Annotated in this window: 10 protein-coding genes; all 10 read right to left on the bottom strand. The window is 70.6% G+C overall.

Annotation, left to right across the window (positions count from 1 at the left end; translation table 11 throughout):
- Nucleotides 1–224 precede the first annotated feature (224 nt).
- A complete protein-coding gene (gene fusA, locus BGO15_RS13605) occupies nt 225–2,339 on the bottom strand; it encodes an elongation factor G (protein ID WP_056207465.1) in 2,115 nt (704 codons plus the stop codon).
- Between the two features lie 81 nt (nt 2,340–2,420).
- Nucleotides 2,421–2,891, bottom strand: coding sequence for a 30S ribosomal protein S7 (rpsG, locus tag BGO15_RS13600; protein ID WP_045246813.1), 471 nt, complete (start codon nt 2,889–2,891; stop codon nt 2,421–2,423).
- A 5-nt stretch (nt 2,892–2,896) separates the two neighbouring features.
- Nucleotides 2,897–3,265, bottom strand: a complete 369-nt coding sequence (gene rpsL, locus BGO15_RS13595) for a 30S ribosomal protein S12 (RefSeq protein ID WP_045246814.1) — start codon at nt 3,263–3,265, stop codon at nt 2,897–2,899.
- 290 nt (nt 3,266–3,555) lie between these two features.
- The gene (locus BGO15_RS13590) at nt 3,556–4,128 is read right to left on the bottom strand and encodes a hypothetical protein (RefSeq protein ID WP_056207467.1); all 573 of its coding nucleotides are present in this window, start codon (nt 4,126–4,128) and stop codon (nt 3,556–3,558) included.
- Nucleotides 4,125–5,807: a DUF5684 domain-containing protein gene (locus BGO15_RS13585; protein ID WP_056207469.1), complete on the bottom strand. Its 1,683-nt coding sequence runs from the start codon at nt 5,805–5,807 to the stop codon at nt 4,125–4,127. The genes BGO15_RS13590 and BGO15_RS13585 overlap by 4 nt, the downstream gene beginning before the upstream one ends.
- 3 nt (nt 5,808–5,810) lie before the next feature.
- Nucleotides 5,811–8,312, bottom strand: a complete 2,502-nt coding sequence (locus BGO15_RS13580) for a transglutaminase domain-containing protein (protein WP_156454734.1) — start codon at nt 8,310–8,312, stop codon at nt 5,811–5,813.
- Nucleotides 8,309–9,667, bottom strand: a complete 1,359-nt coding sequence (locus BGO15_RS13575) for a DUF58 domain-containing protein (RefSeq protein WP_056519043.1) — start codon at nt 9,665–9,667, stop codon at nt 8,309–8,311. The genes BGO15_RS13580 and BGO15_RS13575 overlap by 4 nt, the downstream gene beginning before the upstream one ends.
- A complete protein-coding gene (locus tag BGO15_RS13570) occupies nt 9,664–10,629 on the bottom strand; it encodes an AAA family ATPase (protein ID WP_045246818.1) in 966 nt (321 codons plus the stop codon). Before BGO15_RS13570 ends, BGO15_RS13575 begins: the two co-directional genes overlap by 4 nt.
- Nucleotides 10,630–10,676: 47 nt before the next feature.
- The gene (locus BGO15_RS13565) at nt 10,677–16,628 is read right to left on the bottom strand and encodes an Ig-like domain-containing protein (RefSeq protein WP_056519045.1); all 5,952 of its coding nucleotides are present in this window, start codon (nt 16,626–16,628) and stop codon (nt 10,677–10,679) included.
- A complete protein-coding gene (locus BGO15_RS13560; RefSeq protein ID WP_056519048.1) occupies nt 16,629–17,762 on the bottom strand; it encodes a serine/threonine-protein kinase in 1,134 nt (377 codons plus the stop codon).
- Nucleotides 17,763–17,856 lie beyond the last annotated feature (94 nt).

Genomic DNA, 17,856 nt, shown 5'->3' with positions numbered 1-17,856 from the left:
CCGATCGTTCCGATGTTCACGTGCGGCTTGGTCCGCTCGAACTTGGCCTTAGCCACTGGGTCCTCCTCAGGACGGTCGTGTAGATGCCCCGGTCGCTGGATTGCGACCGGTTCGCTACGGGGATGGTTCTCAGTGTAGTAGAGAGGTTTTTGGTTGGTTCATGTGAAGTTGTGGGATCCGGAAGGGATGCCGCGGGCACCGCAGCGCCCGCGACATCCGGGCGATCACTCGCCCTTGTTCTTCTGGATGATCTCGTCCGCGACGGCGCGCGGGACCTCGGCGTAGCTGTCGAACACCATCGAGTAGACGGCGCGACCCGAGGTCTTCGAGCGCAGGTCGCCGATGTAGCCGAACATCTCGGACAGCGGCACCTGGGCACGCACGACCTTGACGCCCGAGGCATCCTCCATCGACTGGATCTGTCCGCGGCGGGAGTTCAGGTCGCCGATGACGTCACCCATGTACTCCTCGGGGGTACGCACCTCGACGGCCATGACCGGCTCGAGAAGAACCGGGTTGGCCTTGCGGGCGGCCTCCTTGAAGCCCATCGAGCCGGCGATCTTGAACGCCATCTCCGACGAGTCGACGTCGTGCGCCGCACCGTCGGTGAGGGTCGCCTTGACACCGACCATCGGGTAGCCGGCGAGCACGCCGACGTTCATGGCGTCCTGGAAACCGGCGTCGACCGACGGGATGTACTCGCGCGGGATGCGTCCACCGGTGACGGCGTTGACGAACTCGTACGTCTGCTCGGCCGTGACCTCGAGAGGCTCCAGCTTGAACTGGATCTTCGCGAACTGGCCCGAGCCACCCGTCTGCTTCTTGTGGGTGTAGTCGTGACGCTCAACCTCCTTGCGGATGGTCTCGCGGTAGGCGACCTGCGGCTTGCCGACGTTGGCCTCGACCTTGAACTCGCGCTTCATGCGGTCGACCAGGATGTCGAGGTGCAGCTCGCCCATGCCCTTGATGACGGTCTGGCCGGTCTCCGAGTTCTGCTCGACGCGGAACGTCGGGTCCTCTTCGGCGAGCTTCTGGATCGCAAGACCCAGCTTCTCCTGGTCGGCCTTGGTCTTCGGCTCGATGGCCACCTCGAGCACCGGGTCGGGGAAGGTCATCGACTCGAGCACGACCTGCTGGCTCGGGTCGCTCAGGGTGTCACCGGTGGTGGTGTCCTTGAGGCCGATGACCGCGTAGATGTGACCGGCGGTGACCGAGTCGACCGGGTTCTCCTTGTTGGCGTGCATCTGGAAGATCTTCCCGATGCGCTCCTTCTTGCCCTTGGTCGAGTTGATGACCTGGGCGCCGGAGTCGAGTCCGCCCGAGTAGACGCGGATGTAGGTGAGTCGACCGAAGAAGGGGTGCGTCATGATCTTGAACGCAAGAGCGGCGAAGGGCTCCGTGGCGTCGGCGTGACGCAGGATCACCTTCTCCTCGTCCTTCGGGTCGTGAGCCTCGACGGCCGGCATGTCGAGCGGCGACGGGAGGTAGTCCACGACCGCGTCGAGCATCGGCTGCACGCCGCGGTTCTTGAACGCCGAGCCGCAGAGCACCGGGTAGAGCTCGCTGGCGATCGTGAGCTTGCGGATGGCGCCCTTGATCTCGTCGACCGTGAGCTCCTCACCGCCGAAGTACTTCTCGAGGAGGGCCTCGTCGCTCTCGGCGACGGTCTCGAGCAGCTTCTCGCGGTACTCGGCGGCCTTGTCGGCGAGGTCGGCGGGGATCTCCTGCACCTCGTACTTGGCGCCCATGGTCACGTCACCCTTGGCGTCGCCCGGCCACACCAGGGCGCGCATCTCGACGAGGTCGATGACACCGAGGAAGTCGGACTCGGCACCGATCGGAAGCTGCAGCACGAGCGGCTTCGCGCCCAGGCGCTTCACGATGGTCTCGACGGTGAAGTAGAAGTCCGCGCCGAGCTTGTCCATCTTGTTGACGAAGCAGATGCGGGGGACGTCGTACTTGTCGGCCTGGCGCCACACGGTCTCGGACTGGGGCTCCACGCCCTCCTTGCCGTCGAAGACGGCGACGGCGCCGTCGAGCACGCGAAGGTTGCGCTCGACCTCGACCGTGAAGTCCACGTGACCGGGGGTGTCGATGATGTTGAGCTGGATGCCGTTCCAGAAGCACGTGGTCGCGGCCGACGTGATCGTGATGCCGCGCTCCTGCTCCTGGGCCATCCAGTCCATCGTCGCCGCACCGTCGTGCACTTCGCCGATCTTGTGGGTGATGCCCGTGTAGAAGAGGATGCGCTCGGTCGTCGTCGTCTTTCCGGCATCGATGTGCGCCATGATGCCGAAGTTGCGGACCTTCGTGAGGTCGGTGAGCACTTCTTGTGCCACGGGTTCTTCCTTACGTAGAGGGAGGGATGTCGCGGGGGTGCCGGCTCCGGGGCACGAGGCTCCGGAGCCGGCAGGGGGCTGTTACCAGCGGTAGTGCGCGAAGGCGCGGTTCGACTCGGCCATCTTGTGGGTGTCCTCACGGCGCTTGACCGCGGCACCGAGACCGTTCGACGCGTCGAGGATCTCGTTCTGCAGACGCTCGGTCATCGTCTTCTCACGACGACCCTTCGCGTAGCTCACGAGCCAGCGCAGCGCGAGGGTGTTGGCGCGGTGCGCCTTGACCTCGACGGGAACCTGGTAGGTCGAGCCGCCGACGCGGCGGCTCTTGACCTCGAGGGTGGGGCGCACGTTGTCGAGCGCCTTCTTGAGCGTGGTGACCGCGTCCTGGCCGTTCTTCGACTCGACGCCGGCGAGGGCGCCGTAGACGATCGACTCGGCGAGGGACTTCTTGCCGTCGACAAGGATCTTGTTGACGAGCTGGGTGACGATCGGAGCGCCGTAGACCGGGTCGTTGACGACGGGGCGGCGAGGGGCGGGACCCTTACGAGGCATCTAACTCAACCCTTCTTCGCGCCGTAGCGGCTACGGGCCTGCTTGCGGTTCTTCACGGCCTGCGTGTCGAGCGCGCCGCGGACGATCTTGTAGCGGACACCGGGAAGGTCCTTCACACGGCCGCCGCGCACGAGCACGAGCGAGTGCTCCTGCAGGTTGTGGCCCTCACCGGGGATGTAGGCGGTGACCTCGACGCCGTTGCGGAGCTTCACACGGGCGACCTTGCGCATCGCCGAGTTCGGCTTCTTCGGGGTCGTCGTGTACACGCGGGTGCAGACGCCCGCCTGCTGCGGGTTCGACTTCAGTGCGGGAGCCTTGGTCTTGGAGACCTTCGGCGACCGGCCCTTGCGAACCAACTGCTGAATGGTTGGCACGTTCTCTCCTTGTTTGTGCTGCACGGTGACAGCGTTCGTGTCTCCCCCGGCTCGTCACGGTTCTTTGCGTTCCGTGTCGCTCCGGGCTCACGTGGATCCATCGGCGGCGCAGAATGACTGGACCGCGTTCTGTGATGGATATGCCGTGGGGGTGACCTGTTCGCAGGCCCTTCCCTGAGATGTGTGGGCGATGAACGCCTGCGTTGCACCGGGGCACAGCACAGGGCGCGCATGGGCGCACACCCGATCAATGATACGCGGGATTTTCGGGGTCGGTCAAACGCGCGGGATCACCGGAACACGAGCAGCAGCACGGCCACCGTCACCCCGAGCACCGCGAGGCCCGCGGCGGCGATGATCAGCACGGCGAGGCGCCTGCGTGCGGCACGACGACGAGCCGCGATGACGGATGCCCCGTCCACCCGATGCTGCGCGGGGCGCACCGGCGCGGGGGCCCGCTCGGCGAACACCGCGGCGGGCGGACGCGGGCGATAGATCGGCGGATCCGCGGCCGGCGCGCGACCCTCACGTGCGGGGAACAGCGCGTCGGGAGCGCCGGGCACGGGCGGGGCGGCTCGCCGCGAGACCCGAGGTGCCGTGGCATCGTCGGGCAGCCGACGGGCCGAGACCGCGGTCGCCTCCTCGGATGCGTGCGCGACCGGCGGCTGGACTCCGGCGACGGATGCCGCGGTCCGCCTCGCACTCGCCTCGGTGCGGTCGCCGGCAGGGTCGGCCCGCCGAGCGCTGAGCTCGGTGCGATCGTCGACAGGGTCGGCCCGCCGAGCACTCACCTGGGTGCGATCGTCGGCCGGATCGACCCGCCGAGCGCTGAGCTCGGTGCGATCGTCGAGCGGATCGCTCACCCCTCGACCCGGTTCAGCCGCACCTCGACGTCGCCGAGGAAGAACCGGTCACCTGCCTCCGCCTCGACCCCCGGCTCGATCTCGACGTCGGTGCCCATGACGGTGGAGAACAGCACGCCGTTCGTCGAGTGCAGATCGGTGATGTACCACCGGTCGCCCAGCAGGCGCAGAAGCGCATGGGTCTTGGACACCGTCCGGGTGTCATCGCTGAGCGGCACGAGCTGCGCACCGGGATGCGCGGGATCGGCGGCGGGGCGGCGCCCCACGATGACGACGTCGGCGGTCAGTTCCACGCTCGCGTTCCGGGCGGTGGCAAGCGACCAGCGCACCTTCCTCCGCCGGGCGATCACCGTCGCGTCGGCCCCGTCCTCGAGGTCGTCCTCGGCATGCCACTGCGCCGAGACCGCGCCGGCCGCCGAACGCGGCACCCCGGCGACGGGCGCTCCGGCCACCGCCGAGACCTCGCCCGTGATCTCAGGGAACACCGGGTCGACGATCGGGGGCTGCCACGCCCCCCGCGCCGGCGAACGGGTGAGAGACGGGGCATCCGTCGTGTCGGAGAGGCCGCCGGTCGCCTCGGGGGCGCGCCACGGCACGGGACTCGCGGGATCGTCGACGGCGGCGGAGGCCCGGCGCGCACCCGAGGCCGCATCGGAGAGATCGACCGTCTCGTTGTCGGCGACGGGCTCGTCGGAACGCATCGGCGGGACCAGTGCGTCGCCACGATCGGCGGGCGGGACCGACGACACCGGAGCCGAGGGCACCGAGCGGAACGAGATGCCCGCGCTCAGCTCGTCGATCTCGTCACGGCCGTCCCCGAAGACGGGGCGGGCAGGGAAACCGTTCGCATCCACCGGCACCTCAGCCGGCGGTGTCGGTGCCGCTGACGCGGGGGCCGGGGACTCCGGGGTGGGTCGGTCGAACCGCTCGCTGTCCTCCTCCGGCCACAGGTCCGCGAAGATCGACGAGCCCGGCGCGGGGGACGGCGCGGCGGGCGCCTGCCACGGGGTCTCGGCGACCGCAGGGGCGGAGGACGCGGGCGCCGCAGGCGGCGTCGTCGGCGGAGTCCACGCGGCAGGCGCCGCCGCGGCGGCGGCCGGCGTCGGCGCGGAAGCGGCAGTCGCGGCCGCGGGGGGAAGCGGCGCGGCAGGCGCCGCACCGGTCGATGCGGGACGGGCGGCATCGTCGGCGACCGCGAGGTCTGCCGGAGACGGCAGCGGCGCGGCGGACGACGCGGGCGCCGCGGCATCCATCGGCGACGACACGCGTGCAGGCGCCCGCAGCGATGAGCGGACGGGACCGGCGACCGGACCCGCTATCCATCGAGCGGAGCCGAATCCGACGACGGTCGCCCACACCGGAAAGAGCAGCGCCGCGAGCACGGTCAACCCGCTGCCGAGCCCGAAACCCTGGTTGACGCGGTGCGCCGCGACGACCACGACGACCCAGAGGAAGAGCCAGCCGAACACCGGCACGAGCCCCAGCAGCACCAGCCACGGCGAGAGCCCGCCGAGCTGCAGGAGGCTCGCGATGTTGAACACCGGCACCCACGCGCGCCAGCTCTCGAAGCCCGCCTTGCGGAACACGGCGGACAGCGACAACGCGACCCAGACGTACAGGGCCGCAACGATCACGAGGTACAGCACCAGCACGATGGCCAGAGTGGACGAGTTCGACATGTCCTAGCGCGCGGGACGGCGAGTCCGGCGCGTCCCCCTTCCGGTCGATCCTGCACGGGCGCCCGATCGGGTGGACGAGCGCGTGAACCTCGGCGCGGCGAACCGCACGAATGATCTCAACGATAGAGCCGTGGCGAGTTTTCGCCAGAACCCCTGGCCACCGGCGAAGCCGCGGCGCTCCACGTCGACGATGCGCCAGAACGCGTCCGCCTCCTCGGCGCTGGGCGGACGGGGCGAGAACACCGCCTCATCGGCGCCGTCGGCGAGCACCGTCCCGCTCGGTGTGCCGTAGAGCGCGGCGAGCTCGCGCCGCGTGCGGCTCGCCGGCCGCGCACGACCCGCGTCGATCGCGGCATCCACGTACTCATCCCAGCCCCCCGCCACCTTCTGCGCCGGATCCGCCTGCAGCCGGCGCGAGCGCCGCCGGAAGAACCTCGCCCCGGCCACGAGGAGGAACGGCCCCCCGAGCACAAGCAGCACGAGCAGCACGAGGCCGCCGATCTTCAGCGTCGCCCACAGCCAGGCGAGGTCCCAGCCGGAGTCACCCGCCGACGAAGCCTGCCGATCGGAGTCCTGCTGCACCGGGTTCGGCGGTGCGACCTCGTCGACCGAGTCGGGACGCACCTCGGTGACGTTCTCGGGGTCGCGCTGTCGCGTCACCTCGAGGCTCGGCGACTGGGCGTGCTGCGGGGTGGCATCCACCGCGATCCACTGCCCCTGGTCGTCGCGCACCTCCGTCCAGGCGCTCAGGTCGTCGGCACGGCAGGCTCCGTCCACGCACACGGGCACCGTCGCGTCCGCCGAGCTGAGACGGGCGCCGAGAACCACGCGGGCCGGGAAGCCGAGCTTGTTCGCGATGAGGGCGACCGCGACGGCGAACTGCTCGTCGTCGCCGACGGCTGCGACGTAGTTGTCGGTCGCCGCCGCCTGCGGGTCGGCCTCGCGTTGGAGCAGCTTCGCGAAGAGCTGGTCGACGCGCGCGAGCGAGTGACCGGCCGCACTGGGCTGGAAGGTGTAGTCCGCGAGCCCCGCCATCCACACCGGGGTCTCCCCCGTCGACACCGACAGGGCATGGCTGAGATAGCCGCGCGCCCTCAGCAGGGCGACCAGCCCCGACAGCGCCTCGCCCCCCGTGCCGGTCTGGTGGACCTCGACCCACTTCGTGAGGTTGTCGGGCAGGGTCACCGAGGTGGCCGCGCCTCCCGGAGCCCGCACGGTCGCGAGATCGGGGGTGATCGGGTCGACCCCTGTCACGCGATAGACGTCACCCGCGCCGAGGCCGTTCGGCACGGTGTCGACGCCCGCCTGCGCATCGGCGTTGTAGTAGAAGCCGTCGCTGAGGGCCGCGGCACGCGACCCCTGAAAGTCGACCGACGAGACCTGGCCGAGGGTCGGCAGCCAGATGCCGCTGAGGCCGCCGATCGTCACGGTTGCGTCGATCGCGGTGCCCGCACCCGCATCGAGGCTCGACGGCACGCGCACGAAGCGCCCGTCACCGGAGGAACCGGCACGGTAGATCTCGCCGTCGTACACGTCGAGGGTCGCAAGCCGCACTCGAGCGGGCGCGGTGCCCGTCGTCGTCACCTGGAAGAGCACCAGGTCGGCCTGGGTGTCGCTGAACAGCGACCGATAGGTGGAGAGCGGGCTCGGTTCGGCCGCGAGGTCGATCGTCGGCCCGACCGCGCTGCGGAGCACCTCGCGGTCGAGGCCGCGGGCGGCGAACGGTACGACCGCCGCCGTGACCACGACAGCCACGACCACCATTCCGGCGGCGAGGGCGAGCCGGCCACCCGAGAACCCCGTGCGCAGTCGCCGGGCGCGGATGCCGCTGGCCCCGGCCGCGGCCGCGAGCAGGCGCAGCCGCTGATCCCGCTCCCGCCATGCGAGCCAGAGAAGGGCGGCGACCACGGTCGCCACCCCCACGAAGGTCTCGATCGGGGCGGGGACGGACACCGGGCCGAGCACGAGCGGATCGCTCGTCACGGAGCGGCCGAAGAGCAGACCGAACACGGGCATCGCGACGGCCGCCGGCACCGCGAGCACCGCACGGCGGTCGGCCCGCCAGGCCGCCAGCAGCGCCAGGGTCGTCGCGACCAGGAAGGTCACGAACACGGGGACGAGCAGGTTGCGGTAGTCGCCGACGGGAAGGTCGACCGTGAGCAGGTCCTTCCACGCGAGCGCGACTCCGCGCGCGAGCTCGACGAACCCGCCGCCGAGCTGATCGAGCGCGCTCAGGCGCCCCGGCATCGTCACGGGCACGCCCAGCACGGCGACGGCACCGAGAAGCGCGAGCACCACCACCCACCACGGCAGTCGTCGCCGCGTCACCGCAGCGGCGATCACCGCACCCACGACCGCCGCGACCGCGACGACGACGAGCAGCCACGCGGTGCGGTAGATCGGCCAGGTCGCGACCGTTCCGAGCACGACCATCGTCAGCACATACGATGCCCCGGCCACCACCCGCGGCCAGGGCGACGCGGTGCGACCGCGTGCCGCGCTCACGACGTCGCCCCCCGCAGCAGCAGACCTGCGAGGTCGTCGACGGTGCCGACGGTGAGCACCGTGAGAGAGCCGAGCACCTGCAGGCGCGGATGCGCGCGCTCATCGCAGATGACGGCGAACACCGCGGTGTCCGCCGGGAACGCGAGCGCGATCTGCCGCACCCGACTGAGGGTCAGCGTGGACCCCAGCACGAGGAACGCGACCGAGAGCCGCTCGTTCGCCTCGACGGCGGCCCGGCACACCTGGTCGACCGGAACCGTGTTCTCCAGCCTTTCGACGCCGCTGAAACCGTCGAGGAGCGGCCGCGCCGCGATCGTCGGCAGGTGCTGCACCGCGCGCAGCCGACCTCGCACCACCCGGGGGATCGCGGACCCGGCCAGGATGTCGAGCTCGCGCGCGTCGCGAACGGCACGGAGCCCGAGCGACGCCGCGCAGGAGACGGCGAGTTCGAACTCGTCGGCGTCGGCGTACTCTGTCGCCGCGACCGCGAGCACGACAGCCATGCGCGAGCGACGCGACTCCTCGTACTGGCGCACCATCAGCCGCCCCGTCTTCGCGGTCGACTTCCAATGCACCTGTCGGCGAGAGTCGCCCGGTGTGTACTCGCGGATGGCGTGGAACGACATGTCCGCATCGACGAGCCGGCGGGTCGCGGCACCCTCGAGGTCGCGGATGAGGCCCGCACTCGTCGACGGGAGCGTGGCCGTACGCGGGTGCACGAACAGCTCGTGGACGTCCTCGAACGCACGCTCGCGGCGCAGCATCCCGATCGGATCGCCCCGTACGGTCGTCACCGGGCCCACCGTCACAATGCCGCGACGCAGCGACGGGATCTCCACCGGCTGAACCACCTGCTGGGCGGGACGCAGCAGCGGTACCCCGATCTCGATGAGCCCACGCCCGACCGGCACGTCGAGACGACCCGGAAGGGCGGTGCGTCGACCGACGTTTCGCACCACGATGCGACCGTCCACCGCGTCCCCCGCCACCACGCGCTGATGCGTCATCGTGAGGTCGACGTCGTACGACCGGCCGCCGAACAGGAACGGCACCGCCATCGCCAGCAGCAGCAGTCCGAGGCATCCGGCGACGATCGCCTCCACCCACCCGAACACGAGCCCGAGCACGAGGCCTGCCGTGCCGGCGACCGCCAGCACCGCACCCGCCGGGCGCACCGTGTCGCGCAGCCACTCCGCGGTGGCCGCACCCGCCCGCCGCAGCACGCCCCACACCTCGGTCAGCCACACGACGGCGCCCACGATGCGGCGGCCACCGACCGTGGTCACCTGCGTGCGGGCGGTGGTCGTGTGCCCCGAGGTCTGCGTGCGCGCGACGCGGGAGTCGTTCAGCGTCATGCGGTCTCGCGCTGAGTGGGAGGCGCGACGTCGAGCAGCACCTCGCCGACGACGGCCTCCTGGGTGACGCCGTCGAACTCGGCCTCCGGGTGCAGGATCAGCCGGTGGGCGAGCACCGCGACCGCGAGGGACTTCACGTCGTCGGGGGTGGCGTAGGTGCGCCCCTGCGAGGCGGCGCGCGTGCGGGTGGCGCGAGTGAGCGCGAGCGCCCCGCGGATCGACACCCCGAGGCGCACCTCGTCGGCCGAGCGGGTCGCGTCGACGATGCGCGCGATGTAGTCGAGGACGAGGGCATCGACATAGGTGTGCGACGCGAGGTCGGCCATGCCGGCGAGCGCCTGCGGAGTGACGATCGGAGGGAGATCGGCCGTGGCGACCGCGGCGCCGTCGAGGATGCGCACCGTCGCCGCGTGGTCGGGATACCCGAGCGAGGTGCGCATCAGGAACCGGTCCAGCTGCGCCTCCGGCAGCCGGTAGGTGCCCGCCTGCTCCACCGGGTTCTGGGTCGCGAGTACGAGGAACGGATCGCCGACCGCGCGGGAGACGCCGTCGACGGTGACCTTGCCCTCCTCCATCACCTCGAGCAGCGCCGACTGGGTCTTGGGGCTCGCCCTGTTGATCTCGTCGGCGAGCACGATGTTCGCGAAGATCGGCCCGGAGTGGAACTCGAACGACCCCGACTTCTGGTCGTACACGGTGATGCCGGTGATGTCGCCGGGCAGCAGGTCGGGGGTGAACTGGATGCGCGTGTTCGTGCCCTGCACGGACTGCGCGAGCGCCCGCGCGAGGGACGTCTTGCCGGTGCCGGGGACGTCCTCGAGCAGCACGTGCCCGTCGCTCAGCATCGAGGTGAGCACCAGTTCCACGATGTGCCGCTTGCCGAGGATCGCCCGTTCGACGTTGTCGGCGATCTGACCGAACGTCTGCGCGAACCAGGTGGCCTGCTCCTGCGTGAGGGTCATCGGGAATCCTTTGCGTGAGGGGACGGGGAACAGAGGGATGCCGCGGCTCAGCCGCCCGCGCTGGGCGGGTTGCAGTCGACGCGGAAGCTGGTGGAGTAGCCGTTCACGTTCCACCCGGTCGCCGACCAGTCGACGGCGACCGACAGGGTCGCGTAGTCGGCGCCCGCCGGAACCAGCCAGGGATCGTTCGCGTCCGGGGTGAGCTCGACCGGTCCGAGCAGTCCGTTGCGGTAGTAATGCACGTCGGAGAACGTGAGGGCGGCCCGGCTGTTCGACGAGGCCCCTGTGCGCTGCAGATCGGAGCCGGTCGTGCAGACGGCGCTCCACCGCGCCTGCAGCTGGTACGGCGCGGACCCGGCGGCGGGCGTCACATCGGCCCAGTTGCTGGTCGTGCCCCAGTCGTTGTGCACGTACCGCACCCGGATCCCCGGGTCGGAGCCGACGACGTTCGTCGGGTATCCGGAGAACTCCGCGTGGTTGTTCGTCGGCGGCTGCTCGGTCGAGGTCGGCGCGCTCTGGATCGTCCAGAACACCTGGTTCGGCGTGCTGGCGGAGACCTGCGGTGCGGGGGCGACCGTGAAGGTGTAGCCCTGCGGGGCGGCCTGGCTCTGCACGGCGCGCACCTGCTCGGTGTCGCCCGCGTCCCCGAAGGACGTGCCGCCGATCATCGACCGCACGCAGAGCGTGAAGGTGTACACGATCCCGTCGGGCACCGTCGACTCGACCTGATACGTGCCGGACCCGCTCGTGGGAGGTTGTGATGCCGTGCACCCGCCGGTGCCCTGCACGACGCCGAAGCGCAGCTGCGACCCATCGCCGCCGGGCTGGGCCGTGCCGGTGGCGAGGATCGTCGACGAGCCGTTCCCATTCGATGTGGCCTGCAGCGCCAGGGCGGCGTTCACCGGCGCACCCACGCCGTTCGTGTTCACCGTCGCCGCCGACCCGGCTGTCGACCCCGCGAGCCCGGGCGGGAGCGAGTAGCGCGAGACAGGTGTCACCGTCACCGGGGTCTGGGTGTTCGATCCGACCACGAACCGTGACACCGAGACGCTCGTCTGGTTCGGCGCGATGGTCACGGTGCGCGTCTCGCCGACGGCGCTCTGGATGCGCAGCGAGCCCGTCTGGGCCGCGTCGATCCCGCTCACCTGTAGGTCGACGACTTTGCCCGACCCGTCGGCGGTGACGAGGGGGGTCGCGGTGACCTGACCCGGCGTGGCCGGCGCGTCGTACGCCCAGCCCAGGGTGCGCACGCTCGATCGCGACTCGCCGACGGCGTTGACCGCCCAGACTTCGTAGGTGCGTTGCTCGCCGTTGGGCGCCGAGATGTCGGGGCAGACACCGTTCGGGGCGCACTGAGCGACGACCTGTCCCTGCCAGCGCACGACGAACCCGGTCAGCGCCGGGTACGCCAGCGCGGCGGCGCCGGGGTCGACCCGGAGCGTCAAGGTGCCGTCGGCGTAGTCGGTCTGTCGCACGCTCGCGGGAGCCTTGGGGTATCCCTGCAGATCGAGCAGGATCGTGCCGTCGCGCTCGGCGGTCGTGATGCGGCCCTGCGCATCTTGCACGGAGAACGCGGCCGTGCACGTCGCGCCCGGGGCATCCGATGTCCACGAGGCGGTGACGCTCGTGGGCGACGCGACCTGGAAGCTCACCCCGACGCACGCGCCGACCGGACGCGCCGCCACGACGATCAGCGGCGTGCGCGGCAGCGGATTGACCTCGCCGCTCGCGCCGATGACCGCGAACGTGCACGAGGAGCCGTTCGCCTGGGAGCACTGCCGCGCCACGGTGCCGCCCGCGGGCAGCGTCGACGGCGCCGCGCCCACCCTCAGGATCAGACGCGCCGGCTGCACCGAGGTGTAGTTCGTGACGGTGACCACCACGGCGTCCTGGGCACCCGGGAGCGCCCGGTCGTTTCCGGTGACAGTGAGCACCGAGCCCGCGAGCGAGACCTGGAACAGCGACCCGGAGTACTGCACCGCGTAGCGGATGTTCTCCCAGTCGGGGCGCAGCTGCCACGTCGTCATCGTCTTGAGGTCGTACGTCTGGGTCTCCCCCGGGCCGACGGTGATCGAGGCCGGGGACAATTGCGGCTGCGGGTCGCGCGGGATGACGGTGATGGGCACCGACAGGTAGGTCCACTGCTGCTGGCCGACGACGCGGACCGGCACGCGGCATGCGTCGACCCAGGGGGCGTTCGCGTTCGCGTCGTAACGCAGCACGGTGCCCGAGACCACGGAGCACAGGGCACCCTGCCGCGCCCCGGAGGCCGAGACATCCGAGCCGACCTCGATCGTCGTCCCGCGCGGTGCGCTGACGAGGTCGGTCATGTCGAACTCCGCCGACTCCAGCTCGGTGACCTGCACCGGCCGGATGCTCGGCTGCAGCGACACCGACATGTCGTTGCGCCCCGGTACACGCAGGAACGCGTACGTCGAGACCTGCGTGTCGCCGATCTTCCCCGTGACGACGAACGGGATCAGCTCGGTCGCCTCGGGCACCGCGCCGGAGATCGTGCGTCCGTCGGCGGTGAAGCCCGCGACGGGATGCCACAGCGACACCGTCAGCGACGACACATCGCCCGCCGACCAGCTCGACCTGCCCGTGAGCACGTCGACACCGCCGACGATGTCGTCGCGATTCTCGGGAGTGAGCACGGTGTCGGCGACGATCGGGTAATCCGGCACGGGATCGCGGATGACCTGCACCACGATGAGTCCACGACCGGTGTTGCCGGACCCCGACTTCACGTCGTAGAGGAACGACGTGGTTCCCGGATCGGTGCCGGCCGTGATGACCACGATGCCGTCGGTCGTCGAGGTCACCCGCGCCTTCTCGGCCTCGTACTGCGGGTTGGGAGATCCGTCGTCGAGAGTCGCCGGGAGGTCGGGGCGCACGTCGGTGAGCGTCAGACCCTGCATCGTCGGATCGATGTCGTTGGCGAGGGGACTCACCCGCACACTGTTGGTCTCGCTCGCCTGCACCTGCACGTAGTCGGTGAAGGTGACCGGGCTCGGGTTCGACTGGTCGTCGAGCACCCCGACCCGCACCGTGCCCTTGCCGACCGCGCCGAACTCGTCCGTCACCTCGTAGGTGAAAGACACCTGACCGCGGTAGCCCGACACCGACGTGTAGAGGATCGAGGCGCCGTCGGGCGAGATCGTGGCGACACCGCTCTGCGGCTGCCCGTCGATGCCGGTGAGGGTGACGGTGTCGCCGTCGGGGTCCATGCCGTACCCGTCGAACGGGATCAGCACCGACTGACCGGCGAGCACGCGACCCTCGAGCGTGCGCGGGGTCGGGGCACGGTTCGTGTCGTTCGACAGCACGTGCACGTGCACGGTCGCGGTGGACTGCAGCCTCGGCGAGCCCGATGTGTAGTCGGAGTACTCCACGGTGTAGTCGCCGGGGGTGGCCGGGGCGAGGTAGCGTAGCGTGCTTCCCGAGGCGAAGGCGAGCGCATCCGGCGTCGAGGAGCGCACCGAGGAGGGATCGAGCACCGGCACCCCTCCGGCCGGCGAGATGTCGTTGTCGAGCACGGGGATGTCGATCTGAGTGCCCTCGCGCACGGTGACGGTGTCGTCGACGGCGATGGGGGCGAGTTCGGGCGCCTCGGGAAGCAGGTAGACCGTCGCGGTGCCGGTGACGCGGGAGCCCGCGTCATCGGTGCCGTCACTGACCGCATAGGTGACGGTGCCGAGCAGTCCCGACGCGCCCGTCGCCGTCGTACCCGAGACGCGGATGTAGCTCTGACCCACACCGTCCACGGACAGGCTCGCCCCCGACGCCGCGGTGCCGACGATGTCGTTGATCAGAAGCACCCGGCCGGTCGGGTTCGAGACGGCTTTCAGCACGTCGAGGGTGGCGTCCTGCTGCGGATGCACGAACGCGACGACCGGGGCCGTCGCCAGCTGCGCGGGCGCGTCGGCGGGGAGCAGGGTGATCTTGGCGGTGCCCGTGGCATCCGATTGCCCATCGGAGACCGTGAAGTCGACGCGATAGGTGCCCGCCGCCTGCGCCGAGAAGTCGAAACGGGTCGAGCCGTCCACGATCGTCGCGCTCGCGGCGGCCTGATCGAGCACCCGCACCGAGGTGAGGTGCAGTGAACCCGCCGTACCCGTCACGTGCGGGGCCACGTCGATCTCGGTACCCGCGCCGACGACGTCGACCGACGCGAACGACTGCACGGTGAGCTTCGGCTGGGGCGTCACCCTGATCGTCAGCGTGCGCTCGGCGGTCTTGCCGGTCGTATCCGACACGGTGACGATGAGGTCGATCTGCTGCTCGCCACCCGACCCGTCGTCGGCGTGCTGATAGACGACCTCCCCCGACGGGGATGCCGCGACGGTGCCGACGCCCGACGGGTTCTGCACGCTCAGCAGGAACACCGGGTCGCTCTCGGGGTCGACCCAGCCGGGCAGCACCGGCACCGTCACTGTGCCCCCTCGCGCGACCTCCGGGGTCGGCCACGGCTGCAGGCACTTCTCGACGCCGCACCACACCGGCGCACCGTCCTGGGACGGCGGCACGACGGTCAGCGTCACGGTCGTCGGCTTCGAGAGAAGGCCGTCGGAGGTCGTGCCGTCGCTCACCGCGTACTGGAACGTGGCCGTGCCGCTCGCACCCGGCGCGACCTGCACGGCGAACTGCTGACGGTTGTCGGTGATGCTGAGGGTGCCGAAGCCGGGATCGAGTCCGGTGACGGAGGCCGGATCGATGCTCAGCACGTCCTGGTTGGGGTCGTGGTCGTTCAGGAGGACCGGCAGCGACACGAGAGCGCCCGCTCTCACCCCGAACGTGTCGGGCTCCGCGATCGGCGGCTTCGGGTCGATGACCACCTGCTGCTGCTGATCGCTCTGCGCCTGCGTCGGATCGGTGCGATCATCCAGCGACCAGTCCTGGCTGGATGTCACGAGGGTGCCGTCGGGCACGAGCCACACCCATCCGGAGCGCGTCTCGTTGAGGATGACCGCGTTCGCGCTCTGCACGAACGCCGGGCGCACGTCGTTGGGGAGGCTCAATCCGCCGTAGTCGAGCGTCTTGCGACCGGTCTTCGAGCTCCACAGCACCCCGCCGTCGGCGCCCGTGCCGACCCACGCCGCGAAGACCTCGCCGTCGTGCACGACGGGGGTCGCCGGAACACCGAGGCTCGCGCCTCCTTCGGACCCCTCCTCGACCCGCGGGGACGACCCGTCGACCGGCACGCTCACGAGTGCCGAGGCCGACGCGACGTAGACCGCACCCACGGAGGTGGAGGGTGCCCCGACCACGGCCGTGCCGGTGACCGGGATCTTCTCGGCGGCGCGCCCCTGCACGAGGACGTCGCCGGTGTCGGCGCCCACCAGCACCCACGTGTCCCCCGCGGCCGAGATCAGCGGCGTCGCCGGATCGATCGCGCTCGCGTCGTCCCGGCGCAGCTGCTTCCCCGTGACGATGTCGTAGACGAGCACCTGCTTGTCGCGCTTCGAATAGGCGTACAGCCGGCCGCGGGCATCGACCGCGATCGCATCCGCCGCAAACTGGGGCGCGTTGTCGGTGGCGGCGTCCGGGTCGACGAGGCTCGACGATCCTGTGGACAGCCGGCCCGCGAACACGGCGCCCGCGTCGGTCAGGTAGGCCGCGAAGTCGCCGGAGGTGGCGACATCCTTCGTTCCCGACGGTGTCGAGTCGGATGCGCGCAGGGTCTCCTCGTCGAGGTTCACCGGCTGCGCGGGGTCGATCTTCGTGAGCTTCGTGAAGCTGTCCGAGTAGAGGTACGCCCCGTCAGGTCCCTGCGCCACCTCGCTCGGGTTGCTGATCGAGCGCACGGTGTCGAGCTCTCCGATGCTGGTGTTCACCCGCGCGTACCGCCGGCCGTCGCCGGTCTGCAGCGCCCACACCGAGGTGTCGTACTTCGGCGTCTCCTGCGCATCGAGACCTGGCCACACCACCGCGAGCGCGACGACGAGACCGGCGACCACCACCGCGGAGACGGTGGCGATGATCCCGACGCGCCGCACTCAGATCACTCCGACCACGACGAGCACGACCATCACGACCAGAGCGGCCACCGCCGCGGCCGCGACACCGGCCAGCACCCAGGGCACCCGCGCACCGCCGCGCGTCGGCGCGGAGATGTCGGAGTCCTCATCGCGCGCGAGCCCGCGCACACCGGACTGCTCCCGCTTCTTGCGGCGTGAGTCGTGGACGACGTGCGAGCGCACGCTGCCGCGGAGCGTGGCATCCGTCAGATCGACCGCGGCGACCCCGGGCTCCCACTCACCCTGCGCCACCTCGAGGGGGGTCAGAGCCAGGCCGAGGTCGCGCTGCACCTCGCGCAGCGCCTCGGCGAAGGCCAACGCCGTCGGATACCGCTTCCGTGGATCCCGGCTCATCGCCCGCTGCAGCACCTGCTGCAGCTCGGCGGGCACGTCGGTGCGGGCGATCTCGGTGTAGCTCGCCCGGGCGATGCGTCGGCGCAGCTGGTCCTTCGAGTTCTGCCCGCGTTCACGTCGTTCGAACGGGCTGTGGCCGGCGAGAAGCGAATAGACGGTGGCGCCGAGACTCCACACCTCGCTCGAGATCGTGCCGCTGCTCTGCTCCTCGACGACCTCGGGCGCGCTCCACGGGATCGACATCGCGAGCACCTCCTCGCTCGAGGAGCGGGCGAGCGCCGACGCGATGCCGAAGTCGGCGAGCACCGGTGAGCCGAAGGTCGTCACGAGGATGTTGCTGGGCTTGACGTCGCGGTGGATGAGGCCGGCACGGTGCGCCGACTCGAGGGCGCTCGCCATGCGCACACCCGTGGCGAGCACATCGTCGACCGGCAGCCGCTCGAGGCGGTACCGCTGAGCGAGCGACCCGGGGCAGTACTCCATCACGATGTACGGGCGTCCGTCGGCCGAGATGCCGGCCTGGTAGACGGTGACGATCGAGGGGTGCGCCGACAGGTGCGCGAGCACGTCGGCCTCGGCGTTGAACATGCGAAGCAGGTCGGGGTCGCCGACATCGCTCGGCAGCACCTTCACGGCGACCTGTCGGCGCGGCATGTCCTGCGCATAGAGGAAGACGTCGGCGAATCCGCCGGATCCGAGAGGTCTCACGTAGGTCAGCCCGGGCAGGACGGGCGGCGCGGAAGGCATGCGCTGCGCCATCATCGAACCCCCGGAACCGTCCTCCGGTCACGCGAAGCGGTGTGGGTGGTGTGGTGCGCCCCGGAGCCCGCTCATGCTAACAAAGCGATAGGTC

The organism is Microbacterium sp. 71-23 (assembly GCF_001897265.1).
Classification (GTDB): Bacteria; Actinomycetota; Actinomycetes; order Actinomycetales; family Microbacteriaceae; genus Microbacterium; species Microbacterium ginsengisoli.
Note: the sequence above shows the minus strand (reverse complement) of the source record. Positions and strands in the feature narration are given on the sequence as shown.